Origin of the sequence: Paenibacillus sp. AD87 (assembly GCF_001659845.1) — a bacterium.
Classification (GTDB): Bacteria; Bacillota; Bacilli; order Paenibacillales; family Paenibacillaceae; genus Paenibacillus; species Paenibacillus marchantiae.
This window is the reverse complement of record NZ_LXQN01000007.1, coordinates 4,449,263-4,467,610: the sequence shown is the minus strand read 5'-3', so window position 1 is coordinate 4,467,610 and position 18,348 is coordinate 4,449,263. Positions and strand designations below refer to the sequence as shown.

General features: G+C 45.2%; 21 protein-coding genes. 18 read left to right on the top strand and 3 right to left on the bottom strand.

All coding sequences use genetic code 11. The features are described from left to right. Positions 1 to 143: 143 nt before the first annotated feature. The 10 genes from gpAD87_RS19765 to gpAD87_RS19725 all read left to right on the top strand — a co-directional run bounded on the left by gpAD87_RS19765 (position 144) and on the right by gpAD87_RS19725 (position 7,157). Positions 144 to 782, top strand: a complete 639-nt coding sequence (locus tag gpAD87_RS19765) for a 5-formyltetrahydrofolate cyclo-ligase (RefSeq protein ID WP_064640079.1) — start codon at positions 144 to 146, stop codon at positions 780 to 782. A gap of 15 nt (positions 783 to 797) precedes the next feature. Then, the gene (gene moaC, locus gpAD87_RS19760; RefSeq protein WP_082935190.1) at positions 798 to 1,301 is read left to right on the top strand and encodes a cyclic pyranopterin monophosphate synthase MoaC; all 504 of its coding nucleotides are present in this window, start codon (positions 798 to 800) and stop codon (positions 1,299 to 1,301) included. A gap of 37 nt (positions 1,302 to 1,338) precedes the next feature. Further along, a complete protein-coding gene (locus gpAD87_RS19755) occupies positions 1,339 to 1,824 on the top strand; it encodes a MogA/MoaB family molybdenum cofactor biosynthesis protein (RefSeq protein WP_024630749.1) in 486 nt (161 codons plus the stop codon). Positions 1,825 to 2,026: 202 nt separating this feature from the next. Beyond that, entirely contained in the window at positions 2,027 to 2,275 is a 249-nt protein-coding gene (locus gpAD87_RS19750; RefSeq protein ID WP_064640077.1) for a twin-arginine translocase TatA/TatE family subunit, read from the top strand. 78 nt (positions 2,276 to 2,353) lie between these two features. Next, positions 2,354 to 3,136 (top strand): twin-arginine translocase subunit TatC, encoded by a 783-nt coding sequence (gene tatC / locus gpAD87_RS19745; protein ID WP_064640076.1) that lies wholly within the window; start codon positions 2,354 to 2,356, stop codon positions 3,134 to 3,136. Between the two features lie 24 nt (positions 3,137 to 3,160). Continuing rightward, entirely contained in the window at positions 3,161 to 3,358 is a 198-nt protein-coding gene (locus tag gpAD87_RS32225; protein WP_197521443.1) for a hypothetical protein, read from the top strand. A gap of 228 nt (positions 3,359 to 3,586) precedes the next feature. Next, on the top strand, positions 3,587 to 3,868 hold the full coding sequence (groES, locus tag gpAD87_RS19740; RefSeq protein ID WP_024630746.1) for a co-chaperone GroES: 282 nt from the start codon (positions 3,587 to 3,589) through the stop codon (positions 3,866 to 3,868). 73 nt (positions 3,869 to 3,941) lie between these two features. Beyond that, a complete protein-coding gene (groL, locus tag gpAD87_RS19735) occupies positions 3,942 to 5,576 on the top strand; it encodes a chaperonin GroEL (RefSeq protein WP_064640074.1) in 1,635 nt (544 codons plus the stop codon). A 92-nt stretch (positions 5,577 to 5,668) separates the two neighbouring features. After that, positions 5,669 to 5,905 carry a hypothetical protein gene (locus tag gpAD87_RS19730; RefSeq protein WP_064640072.1) on the top strand — a complete coding sequence of 79 codons (237 nt, stop codon included), beginning with the start codon at positions 5,669 to 5,671 and terminating at the stop codon, positions 5,903 to 5,905. 199 nt (positions 5,906 to 6,104) lie between these two features. Beyond that, positions 6,105 to 7,157 (top strand): flavin-containing monooxygenase, encoded by a 1,053-nt coding sequence (locus tag gpAD87_RS19725; RefSeq protein WP_064640070.1) that lies wholly within the window; start codon positions 6,105 to 6,107, stop codon positions 7,155 to 7,157. Positions 7,158 to 7,277: 120 nt separating this feature from the next. Here the strand turns inward: gpAD87_RS19725 and gpAD87_RS19720 are convergent, their stop codons facing one another. The 3 genes from gpAD87_RS19720 to gpAD87_RS19710 form a co-directional block, all read right to left on the bottom strand. Continuing rightward, positions 7,278 to 8,051 (bottom strand): hypothetical protein, encoded by a 774-nt coding sequence (locus gpAD87_RS19720; protein WP_064640068.1) that lies wholly within the window; start codon positions 8,049 to 8,051, stop codon positions 7,278 to 7,280. A gap of 171 nt (positions 8,052 to 8,222) precedes the next feature. After that, entirely contained in the window at positions 8,223 to 8,486 is a 264-nt protein-coding gene (locus gpAD87_RS19715; RefSeq protein WP_064640066.1) for a DUF2642 domain-containing protein, read from the bottom strand. Between the two features lie 208 nt (positions 8,487 to 8,694). Then, positions 8,695 to 9,279, bottom strand: coding sequence for a TetR/AcrR family transcriptional regulator (locus gpAD87_RS19710; protein WP_064640065.1), 585 nt, complete (start codon positions 9,277 to 9,279; stop codon positions 8,695 to 8,697). 306 nt (positions 9,280 to 9,585) lie between these two features. On the opposite strand from gpAD87_RS19710, the gene gpAD87_RS19705 reads away from it, so the two are divergent. The 8 genes from gpAD87_RS19705 (at position 9,586) to gpAD87_RS19670 (ending at position 17,860) form a co-directional block, all read left to right on the top strand. Next, positions 9,586 to 10,650 carry an LLM class flavin-dependent oxidoreductase gene (locus tag gpAD87_RS19705; RefSeq protein ID WP_064640063.1) on the top strand — a complete coding sequence of 355 codons (1,065 nt, stop codon included), beginning with the start codon at positions 9,586 to 9,588 and terminating at the stop codon, positions 10,648 to 10,650. 28 nt (positions 10,651 to 10,678) lie between these two features. Next, positions 10,679 to 11,647, top strand: a complete 969-nt coding sequence (locus tag gpAD87_RS19700) for an alpha/beta hydrolase (RefSeq protein ID WP_064641049.1) — start codon at positions 10,679 to 10,681, stop codon at positions 11,645 to 11,647. 221 nt (positions 11,648 to 11,868) lie between these two features. Further along, positions 11,869 to 12,780, top strand: a complete 912-nt coding sequence (locus gpAD87_RS19695) for a helix-turn-helix domain-containing protein (protein WP_064640061.1) — start codon at positions 11,869 to 11,871, stop codon at positions 12,778 to 12,780. Positions 12,781 to 12,806: 26 nt separating this feature from the next. Next, the gene (locus gpAD87_RS19690) at positions 12,807 to 13,295 is read left to right on the top strand and encodes a DinB family protein (RefSeq protein WP_064640059.1); all 489 of its coding nucleotides are present in this window, start codon (positions 12,807 to 12,809) and stop codon (positions 13,293 to 13,295) included. Between the two features lie 179 nt (positions 13,296 to 13,474). After that, complete coding sequence (locus gpAD87_RS19685) at positions 13,475 to 13,762, top strand: hypothetical protein (protein ID WP_064640057.1); 288 nt, start codon at positions 13,475 to 13,477, stop codon at positions 13,760 to 13,762. A gap of 235 nt (positions 13,763 to 13,997) precedes the next feature. After that, the gene (locus gpAD87_RS19680; RefSeq protein WP_064640055.1) at positions 13,998 to 14,519 is read left to right on the top strand and encodes a GNAT family N-acetyltransferase; all 522 of its coding nucleotides are present in this window, start codon (positions 13,998 to 14,000) and stop codon (positions 14,517 to 14,519) included. 387 nt (positions 14,520 to 14,906) lie between these two features. Next, complete coding sequence (gene rhaD / locus gpAD87_RS19675) at positions 14,907 to 15,758, top strand: rhamnulose-1-phosphate aldolase (protein ID WP_063564465.1); 852 nt, start codon at positions 14,907 to 14,909, stop codon at positions 15,756 to 15,758. Between the two features lie 284 nt (positions 15,759 to 16,042). Next, on the top strand, positions 16,043 to 17,860 hold the full coding sequence (locus tag gpAD87_RS19670) for an APC family permease (RefSeq protein ID WP_064640054.1): 1,818 nt from the start codon (positions 16,043 to 16,045) through the stop codon (positions 17,858 to 17,860). The last annotated feature ends 488 nt before the right edge of the window (positions 17,861 to 18,348 follow it).

Here is an 18,348-nt window from a genome sequence, read left to right as displayed (position 1 = left end):
GAAGGCATGTTAATACATGAGGATTTTGCAGAAAATGAATCATTTTAACGATTCCAACACGATGACAACTGGTGCATAACATATAAATGGTTTTAATTAAGAGCTAGTTTACCTTCCCGATCAACAGGAGGTTATTCAAGGACATGCAGGATCATACGGAACAGAAAATCCGTCTACGTTCCAAGCTGAGACAGAGCCGGGATCTGATGGATGAAAGCATGCGTCAGCAGGCGATGACTGAGATTAATAATGTGACGAAGCGGGAGCTGGAGCGCCTTAGACGGGACAAATGGAAGCTGGGGAACAAGCGGCTTATGATTTTCAGCTATTTGTCTTATGGAAGCGAAGCATCTACAGCTTTTTTATTTGAAGAAGGCTGGAAGCATGGAGATCGGATGCTCGCGCCGAAAGTGCTGACGAATCCGGCTCGCATGGAATTGCGACGTGTCATGGGTGAACAGGATATTCAGCCGGGAATATGGGGGATACCTGAACCCAAGGATTCCTCTGAAGTGCTGCAACCTGAAAGCTGGCCGGATATCGATCTTGTCATCGTACCGGGGCTGGGATATGACCTTCATGGAGGGCGCATTGGTTATGGCGGCGGTTATTATGATCGTTTTGCAGAGACACTTGCAGCGAAATGTGCGATGACGGACAAAAAGCCACGGATGGCTGCATTGGTATTGCCAGGCCAGCTACAGGATGAAATTCCGATGGACCCACTTGATCTGCGAATTGATCTGTTGATAACAACCGAAGGTATATTACATATCGAATAAAGGGTTGTGATGTGATTGAATTCAGAAACGAATAACGATCAGGCTTCGGGCAGTAAACTGACTCATTTTAATGAACAGGGTCGAGCTCGGATGGTTGATATTTCGGGTAAGGAAAGTACCGTGCGCACAGCTGTGGCGGTATCCAAAGTGACGATGAATCCGGCTACGCTTGAAGCGATTCGTGAGGGTCGCATCGGCAAAGGTGACGTTCTGGCTGTGGCTCAAATTGCGGGCATTCAGGGCGCCAAGAAAACGTCGGACTGGATTCCGATGTGCCATCCATTGGCATTGACGGGTGTGGATATTCGTTTTCATGACAACGGTGTCGATGAATTGCAGATTGAAGTTACGGTCAAAACCGAAGGAAAGACAGGTGTCGAGATGGAGGCGCTCACGGCGGCGTCGGCTGCGGCACTGACGATCTATGACATGTGTAAAGCCATGCAAAAAGATATGATTATCGGTCCAACCATGCTTAATTCCAAGAGTGGTGGCAAAAACGGCGATTTCAGCCGATAAGGGACATTTATTTTCATAGAGGAGAAGGGTGATCTTTATGGTGTGGAGAACAGCAATCCTGACAGCCAGCGACAAAGGGGCCCGCGGGGAACGTGAGGATACGAGTGCCCAAGTGATCCGGGAACTTGTGGAAGAAGAACTGGGTGGGGAAATCGTGGAGTACCGCATCGTTCCGGATGAACCCGATGAGATTATTGCGGCTTTGATTGAAATGACAGATTATTTTCACGCTGATTTGGTATTGACCACTGGGGGTACGGAGCTTGCGATTCGTGATATTACTCCAGAAGCGACCCGGCGGGTTATTGAACGGGAAGTTCCAGGCATGGCTGAAGCCATGAGATACAGTGTTATGGGCAAGAATCGTTCTGCCATGCTGTTCCGCGGCGTATGCGGCATTCGCGGACGTACATTGATTGTCAACCTGCCAGGTACACCGAAGGGTGTGCATGAGCATTTGGCGGCCATTATGGACCAGCTTCCGGAAGCGCTGCTGATGGTTACGGGTCAGTTCAAGCAATAAGAGTGAAACATATAGTAGCGGGTGTGAAATCAAGCAGGGAAAAATGATTGGATGTCGAGGTCTCTTTTGTGAATAATGTGGGTTATGTAAGTGGTTACATCTATGGTATGATTGACATAATTCAAAATGAAGCAAAGACATCCATGAGCCTATGGCCAAGCGTGTGCATCTTTGAAGCTTGAAACGAGGAGGAATAATATCAATGTTTAGTTCCATTGGACCAACAGGTTTTATTTTGCTGGCCGTTATCGCGTTGCTTTTGTTTGGACCTAACAAGCTTCCGGAATTGGGGCGGGCAGTCGGACGCACTTTCCGTGAATTCAAAGAAGGCGCACGTGAGATTATTTCGGATGATGATTCATCCAGTCGCAAGGAGCAGGAAAAGGCGAAGCCGCTGGCATCTGAAACTGCATCTGCAGACAAGCCTGAGGACAAACGCCTGCCGGAATAACTTTGACGGCAATGAAAGAGAAATCCCTTCCTGCCGGAAGGGTTTTGTATTTTAAGCTGGCAACAATGGGGGGCAGGCATGACGCAGCAGAAGGAAGAAATGACGCTTACAGAACATTTGAGTGAGCTGCGCAAGCGGTTGATTTATGTGTTGAGTATTTTTATTTTGGGGCTGGTGGCAGGCTTTTTTGTGGCGGACCCGGTGTATCAATATCTGACGAAGGCAGAGACCGCTCAGGGCTTTGTACTGCATGCATTCTCGTTCTGGGACGGGATTGGCATCTACATGAAGATTGCTGGTCTGTTCTCACTGGTCATTACGTTGCCGTTTACGGTGTTTCAGCTCTGGAAGTTTGTCAGTCCAGGTCTCCGGGCGCGTGAGCGAAAAGCCACGTTGAAGTATGTACCTTATGTATTTCTGTTATTTCTGATCGGGTTAGCTTTCTCCTATTACGTTGTTTTCCCGATGGCACTTTCTTTTACTTCATCGATTACGGAAAAAATGGGGCTTGTTGAGACTTACGGAATGAAGCAGTATTTCAGTTTTTTGTTTGGCATTGTACTGCCGGTATCCCTGTTGTTCGAACTTCCGCTAATCATTATGTTCCTGACAGGACTGCGCATATTGAATCCCATCCGGCTTCGAAAAATGCGCAGAGTCGCATATTTTGTCCTGATCTTCATTGCGGTTGTGGTCACACCACCTGACTTTATTTCCGATTTTCTGGTGATGATTCCCTTGCTCCTGTTATATGAGATCAGTGTGTTTCTGTCTGGCTTTGTGTATCGCAAACAGCTTGCAGCTGATGCAGAGGCTGAATCCAGATACATCCGTGCCGAGGATAAGCAGAGCGCAGTATAACAAGAGAGATTCCATCTGATTGTTATGACTATGATAATCTTGTATGGTGCCCATCCCGGGATAAGGAGACCAGTTCTTACCCGGGAACTAAAGGGAGACAAGCTTTTACGGTTATATATTCTGATGGACGGGACAAGCAGGCATATTATGTTCAACAATGGATACAATGGAAAAGGGCTGCCTGAGAACGATGCAGGAGGACTTACGGATTCTGTGGAATAAGTTAATGAGGTATTATGGCATTTACGCAGGCCAATCGGGAGTTTTTTGGCTGGGTTGGTGTAAATACAACGTAAAATCTCGCAGGAATTCATGAAAAGGACTTGAAATCATGCTTCAAGTTGAAGTATCATAAAGTTGGTTGTTAGCACTGAACACTGTCGAGTGCTAATACATATGGCTACAACCTACAATGTAACGTTATATAATTTCAAAAGGAGGCTATTTTTCATGATCAGACCTTTAGGTGAACGCGTATTGGTAGAACCACTGGAGCAAGAGCAAACAACTTCTTTCGGGATCGTACTGCCGGACTCCGCTAAAGAAAAACCGCAAGAGGGTAAAATTATTGCTGTTGGCGCAGGAGTATTGAAAGACGGAGTACGTGTAGCTCTGGAAGTGAAAGAAGGAGATCGCGTTATTTTCTCCAAATATGCCGGTACAGAAATCAAGTTCGAAGGTAAAGAATATTTGATTATGAAAGAAAGCGATATTCACGCGATTCTCGACTAATTCAAATTTAATCGGTTAACCGAACCATATAGCAACACCATTTTACACAATATACTAGGGAGGTTTTCTTACCATGGCTAAAGACATTAAATTCAGTGAAGACGCTCGTCGTTCCATGCTTCGTGGTGTGGACGCATTGGCTAATGCAGTTAAAGTAACACTCGGTCCTAAAGGCCGTAACGTGGTTCTGGAGAAAAAATTCGGAAGCCCGCTCATCACGAATGACGGTGTAACGATTGCTAAAGAAATCGAACTGGAAGATGCATTCGAGAACATGGGTGCACAACTGGTTAAAGAAGTAGCAACCAAAACAAATGATGTTGCCGGTGACGGTACAACAACTGCAACTGTATTGGCTCAAGCGCTGATCACAGAAGGTTTGAAAAACGTAACTGCAGGCGCTAGCCCAATCGGTATCCGTAAAGGGATCGACAAAGCGGTTAAAGCTGCGGTTGCTGAATTGCAATCGATCTCCAAACCAATTGATTCCAAACAATCCATCGCACAAGTTGCAGCAATCTCTGCAGCTGACGAAGAAGTAGGCGAACTGATCGCTGAAGCTATGGAAAAAGTAGGTAAAGATGGCGTAATCACAGTAGAAGAATCCAAAGGATTCGCTACTGAGCTTGAAGTGGTTGAAGGTATGCAATTCGACCGTGGATACATCTCTCCTTACATGATCACGGATACGGACAAAATGGAAGCTGTTTTGGACAACCCGTACATCTTGATCACAGACAAAAAAATCTCCAACACGCAAGAAATCTTGCCATTGCTGGAGAAAATCGTTCAACAAGGCAAACCGCTGGTATTGATCGCTGAAGATATCGAAGGCGAAGCACTGGCTATGCTGGTTGTGAACAAATTGCGTGGTACTTTCAATGCTGTAGCTGTTAAAGCTCCAGGATTCGGTGACCGTCGTAAAGCAATGCTGCAAGATATCGCTGCCCTCACTGGTGGCCAATTGATCACGGAAGAACTGGGTCTAGACCTGAAATCCGCTGTTGTGGAACAACTGGGTACAGCTCGTCAGATCCGTGTAACGAAAGAAAACACAATCATCGTTGACGGTGCTGGTAACAAATCCGATATCGATGCACGTGTTAGCCAAATCCGTACACAACTGGAAGAAACAACTTCCGAGTTCGACAAAGAGAAACTGCAAGAGCGTCTGGCTAAATTGTCCGGCGGTGTAGCAGTAATCAAAGTTGGTGCGGCTACTGAAACAGAATTGAAAGAACGCAAACTTCGCATCGAAGATGCCCTGAACGCAACTCGCGCTGCGGTTGAAGAAGGTATCGTATCCGGTGGTGGTACAGCGCTCATGAACGTATATAACGCGGTTGCAGGCGTAGTCCTGTCCGGTGACGAGCAAACGGGCGTAAACATCGTCCTGCGCGCTCTGGAAGCACCAATCCGTACAATCGCAGCTAACGCTGGCGAAGAAGGTTCCGTAATCGTGGAACGTCTGAAAAAAGAACAAACTGGCGTAGGCTTCAACGCTGCGACTGGCGAATGGGTTAATATGATCGAAGCAGGTATCGTTGACCCTGCGAAAGTAACTCGTTATGCATTGCAAAACGCTGCTTCCGTAGCAGCAATGTTCCTGACTACTGAAGCAGTTATCGCTGACAAACCAGAACCTGCAGGTGCTGGTGGCGGAATGCCTGACATGGGCGGTATGGGTGGAATGGGCGGCATGATGTAATAAAGGTGTAAAAACCTTTTGTAATGCCGATAGATGAAGGCTCCCGAAAGGGAGCCTTTTTTCATTTACTAAGATCGAGGGGAGGAAATCATTTGAGAAAGGGTACGAAGTGGACATTGTGGATTCTGGGCTTGATGCTCGCTGCAATTTTTATCAACTTCTATATGAATCTATATAGCTTTGCTTATGCGCTGATTACCGTGCTTTTACTTGTATTTATGGGGTGGGGATTCTTAGCCAAGTTAAAGAACGACGTTCGACAGCATGAAGATCATCATAGAAGAGAGCATCAATCTGCGATCGATGACATCGATCAATACACCAGGTAAAACTAACCAGCATATCAGGAATAGCATTAAAGATACGTTACAAGCAAACTAGGATTAAATGAGTAAAGGCTCCCGTGAGGGAGTCTTTTTAATTTTGATTAGTATGATGATAGTCTCTACTATTGCTAAATAGACAGTAGTTAAGTAAAATAAACATATGAATAATTGCTCATATATTAATGCATAAGCGATATTGGAGATGATACATATGTATGATGTATTAGTTATCGGGGCTGGGCAAGCAGGCTTGGCGGCAGGTTACTATCTTCAACAGTCGGGGTTAACCTTTTTAATCGTTGACGCTGTCTCATCTGTCGGGGAATCTTGGCGTAAACGGTACGACTCCTTGCGTCTTTTTACCCCACGAATGTATGACAGATTACCCGGAATGCCTCTTAGTGGAAATAAAAATAGCCTGCCAAGCAAAGATGAAATTGCAGATTATTTTGAAAACTATGCTAAACAAATGGAGCTTCCAATAAAGTTAAACTGTTCAATCTCTCGTCTCTCGAAACGAGATGAGATGTTCTATGCTGAAACCAATGATGGAATGATAGAAGCGCGCAATATTATCGTTGCGACGGGACCTTTCCAGACCAAGAATGTTCCTCATTTTGCGAAATCATTATCCGAGAATGTAATTCAACTTCATTCATCAGAGTATAAAAACCGCTCTCAATTGCTTCCTGGAACAACAGTAGTCGTAGGCGGAGGGAATTCAGGCGCCCAAATTGCTGTAGAGTTAGCATCAGATGATAGACAAACCGTATACATATCCATAGCTCGAAATATAACATTTAGACCTTTGCATATCATGAAACGAAGTATATTCTGGTATTTCGAAAAGCTCGGAGTATTACGTGCAAGTGCAGATCGTATGGTCGGAAAATGGTTACGAAATCAGCCTGAGTACGTATATGGCTATGAGTTAAAAGAGTTGATCACTAAAGGGAAAGTTAACAAGCGTCCACGTGCTATGAATGCAATAGATAACCGCATCCTATATGAGGATGGGAGTGAGGCACCAATAGACAATATTATCTGGGCTACTGGGTTTAAACGAAATGATGGTTGGATTGATATCGCTACTGCTTTTGATTCCCAAGGTAAAATTTTACACGAGAGAGGAGTATCACCGGTTGCTGGACTGTATTTTGTAGGGCTGCCTTGGCAAACATCACGAGGTTCAGCACTGTTGGGATGGGTTAAATACGATGCTCAGAGAATCGTTAATCATGTGATTCAAAGGTAAGACACATCATTGAGTAACTCTCGCATTGTGGAGGTGTTCATTATTACTGAACTATCCAAACAGTACATATCACACGTTAGGCCGTTCCTTCATGGAGCGGCCTCTTTACACAATGGGGTCTCATTTCGCAACAGTTATTTTAAAAGTAGAGTGATCATGATCCTGTACGCTGAAGCGATATTCAAATCCATTTCGAACCGTCGCTCCATCAAAATTACTCTGACTTACATCGCGATCCAATATGCCGATATCCTGAATCACGTCTTGCGCATCATTATACGTGTACTCGTTATTGGTTGTCAGAATAAGTGTAGCGATAGCAGTCAATAAGATTCCACCCGTTGGTTCGCTGACATCACCATTCTCGTACAACCTGACTTCTTGTACTTTTTGATCTGAATTTAATGTACCAACCAATCGTAATTTATCATTGAATACATACTCGAAAGCGCCAGTGCCCTGCTCTGAAGAGTCTTTCATATTCAAGCGGGTAATACTCAAACCATTTAGTCGGTATTTGCCCACGGCGCCATTAAACTTGTTTTTGAATTCCTCCGTTGTCATATGGAAGCCAGAGGCATTCGTTTGAGTTAGAGGTGCGTGATCTTCCTCTGTTGTAACAGCGCCAGATTCTTGTTTCTCCGTGTGTTCTGTCCCAGATGATTGCGGAGTATTTGAAGGTAAAGCCAACATGCCATACATTCCTATCGAAGCAATTGCAAAACATGCCGCCGTTAGCAAAACATGCTTTATCGGTATCCGGTTATGTTTTCGTATGGATAAGACCATCAAAACAATAAATACGAAGAAAGCCATAAAGCCTAGGATGAATAGTATTGTAAACAGATATTGCAAATTCTCACCTCGTAATGCATCGTTATTTCGTACTTTCATTATAATGTTCCTTCGAGAAACTTTAAACCTGTACTCGTCTCCTTAAAAAATATGAACAGTAGATCGAGCAGACTTAAAAGATGACCCCTGTGCAGTACAGGAATCATCTCTTAAGTGTGGTCTAATTCTCCATTTTAAGAGGAGTTTGGTCCGTTAGCCCTCAATCAGTATTTAGTCAGGCATAATCCAGACGATTTCGGCAATACGCACGAAGAATTTTCTGTTTCTTTCCTCCAGCACAACATGGTCATGTTTAACAGCGACCACACATCCATCCAGTCTACCGCGAGTCGTTTCCAGGATAACCACTTTTCCAACCAGGGACATCAGACTTTCGACTACGCAATGATCCACTGGATGAACGACAATGTTATGGGGCATATGGGGCACATAATGTGAGTTAGCCATTGGATGCATCATTTGATAATTATTCAAGAAAAAACCTCCCAAATCATTTATACGGCATCCTATGCGATTGCCCACGCGAACGACTGGGCGTTTGACCAAAGTATATACTTTTGGAAAATCCGAATGAGGTATTATGTTTGTCAGCCAATCGCAGAGGGTCAAGTTTTCAGTGAAATGAATGAAGCACTGCCGGCGTTTAGCCAGCAGTGCTATTTTTTCTTATCATCACTTGGACTTAATCCAGCAAGGAAAGTGTGACTCGAATCGAGTTTTCTATAAATGAACGATTGGGACGGGACTTCATGAAAACGGTCAGTCCAATTAGGGATACAATGAGTGCTTGCGCGACAGCCTTGGCGTCCATGGAAGGGTTAAGTTCACCTGATCGCATTCCCCGCTCAATATTTTCCTGAAAGATGACCGACAGGTACATCTGATGTTCCCGGGTGAGGATTTCAAATTTCTCATCATGGGGTGCAAGCTCAACCATCGTATTGATGCAAAAGCATCCACGACTGAGTCGCTCTGCGTTGTATTCTTCATCCACGATTTCTGCAAAAAAAGTATGGAAAGCCTCTTTTACCGATGCAATACCCGCCAATCTGGTTCGCATCTCTGCGGCACGCGCCATGGTGTATTTCCGTAGCGACGTTTCGAACAGTTCTCTTTTATCTCCAAAAGTGGAATATATACTGGGTCTTTGGATGCCCATTCTTGAAGTCAGATCACTTAATGAAGTGGCCTCATATCCTTTTTCCCAAAAAAGCTGCATCGCTGCATCCAGTACTTTCTCTTCGTCAAATTCGCGAGTTCTCGCCATAATAAATACTCCTTGTTACTTATATTTTCTAAAGTATAGATTTTTTTGTATTGGATCATATAGATCGTGTTTTGCTAATTACATTTCGTACTCATCAGTATGATATATAATATATAACTCTCAATAATTTGTCAAACCAACGTCTTTTTGATGATGTATTTAAGAAATGAGATACATATTTAATCAAAATAAATAGATTGACATTAAGCGAAACAGTGAGATATATTAACTACCTAAATAACATACCGATCGGTAATTTATTTTACGAGTAGTGATAGTCCAATTTTGAATAAGGAGAAATCAGTTATGGAAATAGGAATTACTTCGTTTGTGGAGACAACACCCGATCTTCGGACAGGTGAGGTCATAAGTCATGCACAGCGATTGCGTGAAGTGGTGGAAGAAATCGTGCTTGCCGATCAGGTGGGGTTGGATGTATTTGGCGTAGGAGAACATCATCGTAAAGATTATGCGGCTTCTTCCCCTGCGATGGTGCTGTCCGCAGCTGCATCCATGACCAAGCGTATTCGGCTGACTAGTGCAGTAACGGTACTTTCGTCCGCTGACCCGGTACGTGTGTTTCAGGATTTTGCCACACTGGATGGCATTTCGAATGGACGTGCGGAGATTATGGCAGGGCGGGGTTCCTTTACCGAATCATTCCCTTTGTTTGGATATGAGCTAGGTGAGTATGATGAGCTGTTCGATGAACATCTGGAACTGCTGCTTAACCTGCAAAAGTCCGAAATAGTCAACTGGCGAGGTGGGCACAGACCTGCAATACATAATCTGGGCGTATATCCACGGCCTGTGCAGAGCCCTTTGCCCATATGGATTGGCAGCGGGGGCAATCAGGAATCGGTGGTGCGTGCAGGATTGCTGGGGCTTCCGTTGACGTTGGCTATTATTGGCGGGAGCCCGGAAAGGAATTTTGGCCCCCTTGTACAGTTGTACAAGCAGGCAGCGGCACATGCCGGACATGACGCTTCGAAGCTTACTGTAGGGTCGCATTCGCTCGGATTTGTGGCTGAAAATACAGAACTGGCGGCTGATCTGTTCTTTCCTTCTACCCAGGCGGGCATGAACAAAATTGGCAAGGAACGCGGATGGGGACATTACAGTCGTGCCAGTTTTGATGCTGCACGTAGCCATGAGGGTGCTTTGTACGTAGGTGATCCAGAGACGGTTGCCCGGAAAATCATTCACCTTCGCAAGAATGTGGGCATTACACGTTTCATGATGTACGTACCGATTGCCACGATGCCACATGATCAGGTGATGAGAGCGATTGAATTGCTCGGAACAGAGGTGGCACCTCGAGTGCGGACAGAGTTGGCTGAGTGGGAAGCTGAGAATGGACAAAAAGCATAAAGAACATACACTGAAGGAGGAATTGCATATGAGTTTTGTGGATCGGGTGGTACCTGAATTAAGAGATACACTAGCACAGTTTCCGGGCTTTAATTTGAAGGGGGCATTGCAGGTTAGCCGGGCGATGCTCGTGAACCCACCAATTGTGAAATCGAACGACGTACGCACCACAAATCGAATTATTGCTGGGGCAGCAGGAGACATGTTGGTCAAACTATATGAACCGTCTGAGCGTACTGGAGATAAGCTGCCGGCGATGCTGTGGATTCATGGAGGAGGTTATGTGCTGGGACATCCGGATATGGATGATGCGTTATGTGAGCGCTTTGTACAAGCGGCTCACTGTGTAGTCGTATCGGTTGATTATCGCCTGGCTCCTGAGCATCCTTATCCTGCTGCCCTTCATGACTGCTATGCAGGTCTGGTATGGATGACGGACGAAGCGGAGTCGCTCGGCATTGATCTCACCAGAGTCGCAATTGCCGGAGCAAGCGGAGGTGGAGGGCTGACTGCAGCACTTGCACAAATGGTCCGCGATAAAGGTGGGCCGAGCCTGATCTTCCAAATGCCTTTGTACCCGATGCTGGACGATCGCAATATTTCGGCTTCAAGCCATGAAATTACGGAACAAAATGCCACATGGAATCGGACGAATAACCTGGAGGCATGGAGTATGTACCTTGGAGGAGAGATGGAGGGATTGGGGGATACCGAAGAACACCACATGCCTTCTTACGCTGTCCCAGCAAGAGCTGAAAATCTGGCAGGGCTACCCCCAATGTATACGTGTATTGGCCAGCTTGATCTGTTTCGAGATGAAACTATTGAATATGTGACACGCCTTGCGGCAGCGGGAGTGGATGTCGAAATGCACCTGTATCCCGGTGCTTATCACTGCTTCGAAGTATTTGTGCCTGATGCGGAAGTTAGCCAGCGGGCTAGTCAGGATTATATCCGTGCCATGGCTAGAGCGCTTAATCCTTCATGGGAGCAATAAATGTCTCCGGAGTTGTCCATAAAAATTGATGTTCTTTTCATCTTCATTTCAGATTCCGTTAAGGTAACAGGGGTAAGATAAGTCTTGTAAACCCCTTCTCGTGTTAAATAGATGTGTGACTAGCCCCGTCGGATCGTCCGGCGGGGTACTTTTTTTCTTCATTTCATCGGTTGATGGTATGATAGATAAATACATAAATGCTAGTAACGGAGGGATGGTTCATGGACCACAGCCTGCATCCGCTGTTCAGACCCATTCAGATGAATGGGACAGATCGGAACACGTATTATATTGAACAAATACCTTCTATTTCCCTAATGGCTCATGTAGCCTGTTATTGGGAATCCGGTTCTATTCCGCACACAGGAGAGCAAGATCAGGAACCTATATCAGTGCCCGCTAGGGTATTGCCGGATGGCTGCACGGACATGCTGATTACATACGACTCGGTCCGTTCGGCTCATTCCTATGTATACTGTGGCAATTATACGCATCCATTTGCTGTGCCCGAGGCATTCGATGTAAGTCCTTCCGCAGATTACACATTTGGCGTACGTTTTTTTCCGGGTGGGGCGTACGTCTTTCATGGTTTGCCATTGGAAGGATTTACGGACATGCGAATTCCGCTTGAGGAATGTTGGCCAGTCAGGTTGAATGAGCTTCAGGAGCGGATAGCTGGAACAAGAATCTTTGAAGAACGGGTGCAGGTAATGAATGCCTATCTGAGTCCACTATCCGTGCAAACCAATACATACGAGAATGATTTGATGAAAAACGCGCTGCATCGCATCTTTATCGATGGGGGACGTATGAGCGTCAGTGAGCTGGCAATGCGAGAAGTTGTCAGTGAACGCCAGCTGCATCGGAAGTTTGCAGAATGGATCGGAATCAGTCCGAAGCGATTCAGTGAGGTGGTTCGTTTTCATCGTGTCCTGGGCAGTATTCATCAGGGGCATACGGCGGATGGGGTAGCGCTGGCCCTGAATCATGGTTTTTTTGACCAAGCCCACTTGATTCGTCAATTCCGCAAGTTTTATGGGGAAACCCCGCTGACCGCTGCCAAGGAACATCAACAAAGGTTGTCCGATTTGTACAATAAGTCGGTTGCCCCTTCAGATATACTGAGATCGTGAGAATAATAGTAAAGGAGATATCATATATGAATGGAACATTGCAAATTCGGGATCATCTGCTCAATGAATTGGAGACGGGAGTACGTACGGGGGCGAGTCTGATCCGCCTGATTCGTCCAGAGGATTGGGTATACCGCCCGCAGGACAATATGCGTTCACTGGTGGAACTGGTCCATCATTTTATTCAGATCACGGCATCGGACCTTGCCATTATGCAGGAGAAGAGCGAAGCTGAGGTTGGTGTGGTAGAGAATAGCCTGTCAGGGATCGAGGATATTGAAAAACTGGAGGCAATACTTTGGGGCAATTTAGAAGCCTACAAAGCTTATATTGTATCACTCAACGAAGAAGATCTGTTGAACCGCTCAACCAAAGCTTTCTATATGGAGCACGGTCATTTACAGGCTCAATGGCAGATTGAAACGCTAACTCACGTATTCCATCACCGTTCACAGTTGTATAATTACCTCAAACAACAGGGGCATGAGTTGAACTTTTTCATGCTGTATGCTTAAAAATCTTAGAATATGAGTTTTGTGTAATTAGCTCCGCCTAATGACTGGCGGGGCTTTTTTTTTGTGTCTAGTATTCTAGCGTCTCTATTAAAATGGACGTTATCACACGGTCATTTTACCGTTACATTAATAGATTCCAAACATAGAATACTGTATCAAAGCAAAAGGAGGTGATTTCCATGGCCATCCTTTTACCGCAACAATTTTATGCTTTAGATGCAAGCGTGGGTAAATCGTATTATGAAAACCTCGCTGGAGGCACGAATGCCAGCATCACGGTGAACAACTTTGGTCCTTTTCCGGTAGACCTGGTTGTAACTCGTGTTAACGCTCCAGTAATCACGTATTTGATCCCTGCTGGCAACAGCCTTACGTTGTCTGTTGATTTGCTGCTCGTAGCTGCTTTGTTGACTACTCCGTCAGGTGCTTCAACAGGCACGATTCAAATCGCAACATCTGATTTCTAATGAATGTAGCGTGCTTTGTGAACCTCTGTCGGACATGTTGTCGGCAGAGGTTTTTCTTTTTTTTTATGGATGCATCATATCGATTCAATCAAGAAACAGCCTCAGAAATTGTATGTGCGACCCCAGTGATATAATAGGTTTAGATCAAATTTTTGTTTAAATAGGTTACTATTCGAGTAATTTACATTAGGAACATCGTGAAGACTAATGTTGTGAAACAGGAGGGTATTGGACGATGAAAAGACCAACGTTTCTTGAAACCGAGCGGCTTGTTTTCTCGACATGGAATGAAGAAGATCGTGCTCTGGCTTCCGCTCTATGGGGAGATCATGAGGTATCGAAGTGGATTAGCAGCAAAGGATTTCTGAGCGAGGATGAAGTGGAAGCGAGATTGACTCAGGAATTAAAAAGGCAAGAAGATGTGGGAGTGCAATACTGGCCACTCTTTGAGAAAGATTCGGAAGTGTTTGTTGGTTGCTGCGGCTTGCGCCCGTATTCTCCGGAAGAAGAGATATATGAACTGGGATTTCATCTAACCCGGGATCATTGGGGCAGGGGCTACGCCATGGAGGCGGCACGAGCGGTGATTGACTATGCATTTGGAGAACTGAAGGCTAAAGCGTTGTTTGCCGGGCATCATCCGGATAATGAAGTGTCACGTCACCTGCTGTCCAAGCTGGGCTTTGAGTATGTACGGGACGAGCGTTATAAACCGACAGGACTGATGCACCCGTCCTATTTGCTGAAAAAGGAATAAATATGTTCCAAAATGCAGCACAACGTCTTTAAATATATAGCATAAATGGATGGATAGCAGCGGTGACCGTAATTTTTTGGTAAAGGGGTTTTCATCGTTTTTTTATTTCATTTTCAGCTTCTATTAAGGTAGCAGAGGTAAGATAATTCTTGTAAACCCCTTCTCGTGTTAGATAGATGTGTGACTGACCTCGCCGGACGCCGGTGAGGTATTTTTTTGCTTATTTTTAAAAAAAACACAAAACAAACATAAACAAAAATAAATGAAGTGTTTTTATCTGTGAATCATTGACTTATAAAGATAAACAAAGGTATAATGAATGTGAAAAAAGGAACTTACTATGTACGTGATGGGCATTCTATTTTTTATCATGAGGAGAGAATGATAATGAACGTGACCCTTACCAATGAAACAACGCAGGCTGCGGGCTTCCATATCCCATTTGTTCGTGAGATGGCGGAGATTACTCAACATATGTGGAAAAACGGGTGGGATGAACGCAATGGTGGCAATGTCAGCTATCTGCTGGGGGAAGAGGAAGTTGCCAAATATATCGATATCAACCATGTGATCCGCAAGATCAAACCAGCATTTTCGATGCATGAGCTGGCAGGCAAGTATTTTATTGTGACTGCTTCGGGCAAATATTTCAAAAATGTACTGGCTGATCCGGAGAGCAATCTGGGGTTGCTACGAGTATCGAATGATGGACAGGAGCTGGAAGTGCTGTGGGGGCTAAAGTCGGGAGCGAACCCAACGAGTGAATTGCCTACGCATTTTATGAGTCATATCGAACGTCTGAAAGTCGACTCGAAACACCGGGTTGTGATGCACAACCATGCGACCAATGTGCTGGCGATGACCTTTATACATGAGTTGGATGAAATGAAATTTACAAAGACGCTGTGGCAGATGTGTACGGAATGCGTTGTCGTATTTCCTGACGGTGTTGGTATTATTCCGTGGATGGTGCCTGGATCGAATGAAATTGGACGGGAAACGGCTGAGAAAATGAAGGAATACCATGCGGTCATTTGGCCGCAGCATGGGATTTTTGGAACAGGTACAACGATTGATGAAGCCTTTGGCCTCATTGAGACTATTGAGAAAGCGGCTCAGGTGTATATGCTGGTTGCAGGTCATGAGATCAGACAGAGAATTACGGATGAGCAGCTAGCTACATTGGCCCAAGCTTTCGGTGTCACTCCACGTCCTGGTATATTGGGCATAGAAGTTTGACGGATCGAAATCGTATAAAAGAAAGAGCTACAACACAGCCTAATATGAATGGTCTTTGGTTTATTAAACCGAAGGCCATTTCCTTTTTTTCGGCGAACAAACGCCATTTTGGTTCAAAAACGTTCAAAAAACTGATAAAGCGCGGCTTTGTTATCGATTATTGAATCGTAGAATGCATTATCACACGCTGGCGAAATTCGGGTGAAATGACGTATTGTCAATGGCTCGGCGATTTTGCATAATAACAATGCTTCACAGATGAAAGACGGAAGGAAGTTATGATCATGCTTGGCAAAATGAAGAGAATCTTAATAGGCAAGCCTATGAAATCGGCTGAATTGGATGCAGAAAAATTGGGGAAATGGAAGGCACTTGCCATCCTGTCCTCCGATGCACTATCGTCCGTTGCCTACGGTACGGAGCAGATCTTACTGGTGCTCGTTGCGGCTGGATTTGCCGCCTTGTGGTACTCTGTTCCAATTTCTATCGCCGTGTTGGGATTACTCGTCATTTTAATTTTTTCCTACCGCCAGACGATTTTTGCTTATCCAACAGGAGGCGGCGCGTACATCGTAGCCAAGGATAATCTCGGTACGGCTCCGAGCTTGATTGCCGGAGGGTCTTTGCTGGTCGATTATATTCTGACTGTTGCAGTAAGTTCGTCCGCAGGGACCGATGCGATTACATCTGCCTTTCCAATGCTTCATGATTACAGCATAGTTATTGCACTGATCATGATTGTATTTCTGACCATTATGAATTTGCGAGGGGTGACGGAATCTGCTTCCGTATTGGCGATCCCCATATATCTGTTTATCTTTTCGATTGCGATTCTGATTATATCCGGGGGTATCAAATTTCTCGCTGGTGGCATGGAATCTGCTGCCCCTGAATTTGGAACGAGTATGTCCCATGTGAGTTTGTTTCTGCTGCTGAAGGCATTCAGCTCGGGGTGTTCAGCTTTGACCGGGGTTGAGGCGGTGAGTAATGCGATCCCAAACTTTAAGCAGCCTGCCGAGAAAAATGCAGCGGGAACCTTGATGCTTATGGGATGTATTCTGGGAGCCATGTTTATCGGGATCACGTTACTTGCTTATGGTTACGGGGTGAAGCCTGATCCGAAAGCCACAGTCATTTCCCAGATTGCCGAAGCCACGTTTGGCAGGGGCACGATGTATTTTATTATTCAGGGTGTAACGGCCTTGATTCTGTTCCTGGCAGCGAATACGGCCTATTCTGCTTTCCCGCTGCTGTCCTTCATGATGGCAAAGGATAAATATATGCCACATATGTTTATGGTTAGAGGAGACCGCCTTGGCTTCTCGAACGGTATTATTTTTCTCAGTGTGATGTCTGCCTTACTGGTTGTCGGATTCAAAGGCAATACGGAAAGCCTGATTCCACTCTACGCTGTGGGCGTGTTCATTCCATTTACCCTGTCACAGCTGGGCATGATGATTCGCTGGATCAAAGTCAAACCATCCGGATGGGGTGTGAAGCTGCTCGTCAATACGATTGGTATGCTGACGACACTGTCGATTACATTGATTTTTATATTCACCAAGTTCACACAAACATGGGTTATCTTTATTTTCCTGCCACTCGTCGTCTATGTGTTCATGCGCATTCACCGTCATTACTGTAACATCGCGGATGAATTGAGGATTGATATCAAGCTGGAGAAACCGGTGAGAAAGGGCAATACGATCGTCATTCCGGTGGCTGGCATTACAAGGGTGGTCATGAATACAATCTCTTACGCCCAGACGATGTCAGATCATGTGGTTGCCTTGTATATCGGGTTCGATGATGAAGCCATCCGCAAGATGGAGCAGAAGTGGGAAGAGTGGAACCCTGGCGTTCGCCTGGTTGTCATTAAATCAAGATACCGCAGTATTATGGGACCGCTCAAGAAGTTCATTGATACCGTGGAATGGAAAACGGCCGAGACGGACCATATCACGATTCTAATTCCACAGTTCATCACCAAGCATTGGTGGCAAAATGTACTGCACAACCAGACCAGCTTCATGATCCGTGCATATCTGATCAATTACAAAGACGTGATTGTCACGACTGTGCCGTATCACCTCAATCGTTAAAAGGCTTCGTCTACACTGGCCAATGGCATGAAAAGAGTATGTCATATGCTTATATGCCATCCATTTTCTTTGGGATTCTCTACCGGAAATTTTGCGTTAACATTAAATATCCAGTTTTCTGTTAAATTGATTGAGTTGATATCTAATCGTTGTTCATTTTCCCTTAACACATAAAGCCGCACGAACGTTCCCGAATCAAGGGAGTTCTTGCGGTTTTTTTGCTGTTTGCTGAGCTTGTCATGAAGTCTATTTAACATCCCTTGTTTGGTAAATCGCTTGTCCACGATTAACGCTGCGTTGATTCAGAACGGATGCTGCTGTGACAGTTGGCTTTTACACTAGATGTGGGTGATGAAGTTCACACACCGAATGCGTAGATCAAGGGGGAAGAAAATCCGATGAGTGAGCTTGACAACCGGATCGGCTTGCCTGCTGCCAGACGGCGCGTATGGGGTACAAGTCAGCGCCGGACAGCTTCGCTGCGTGTG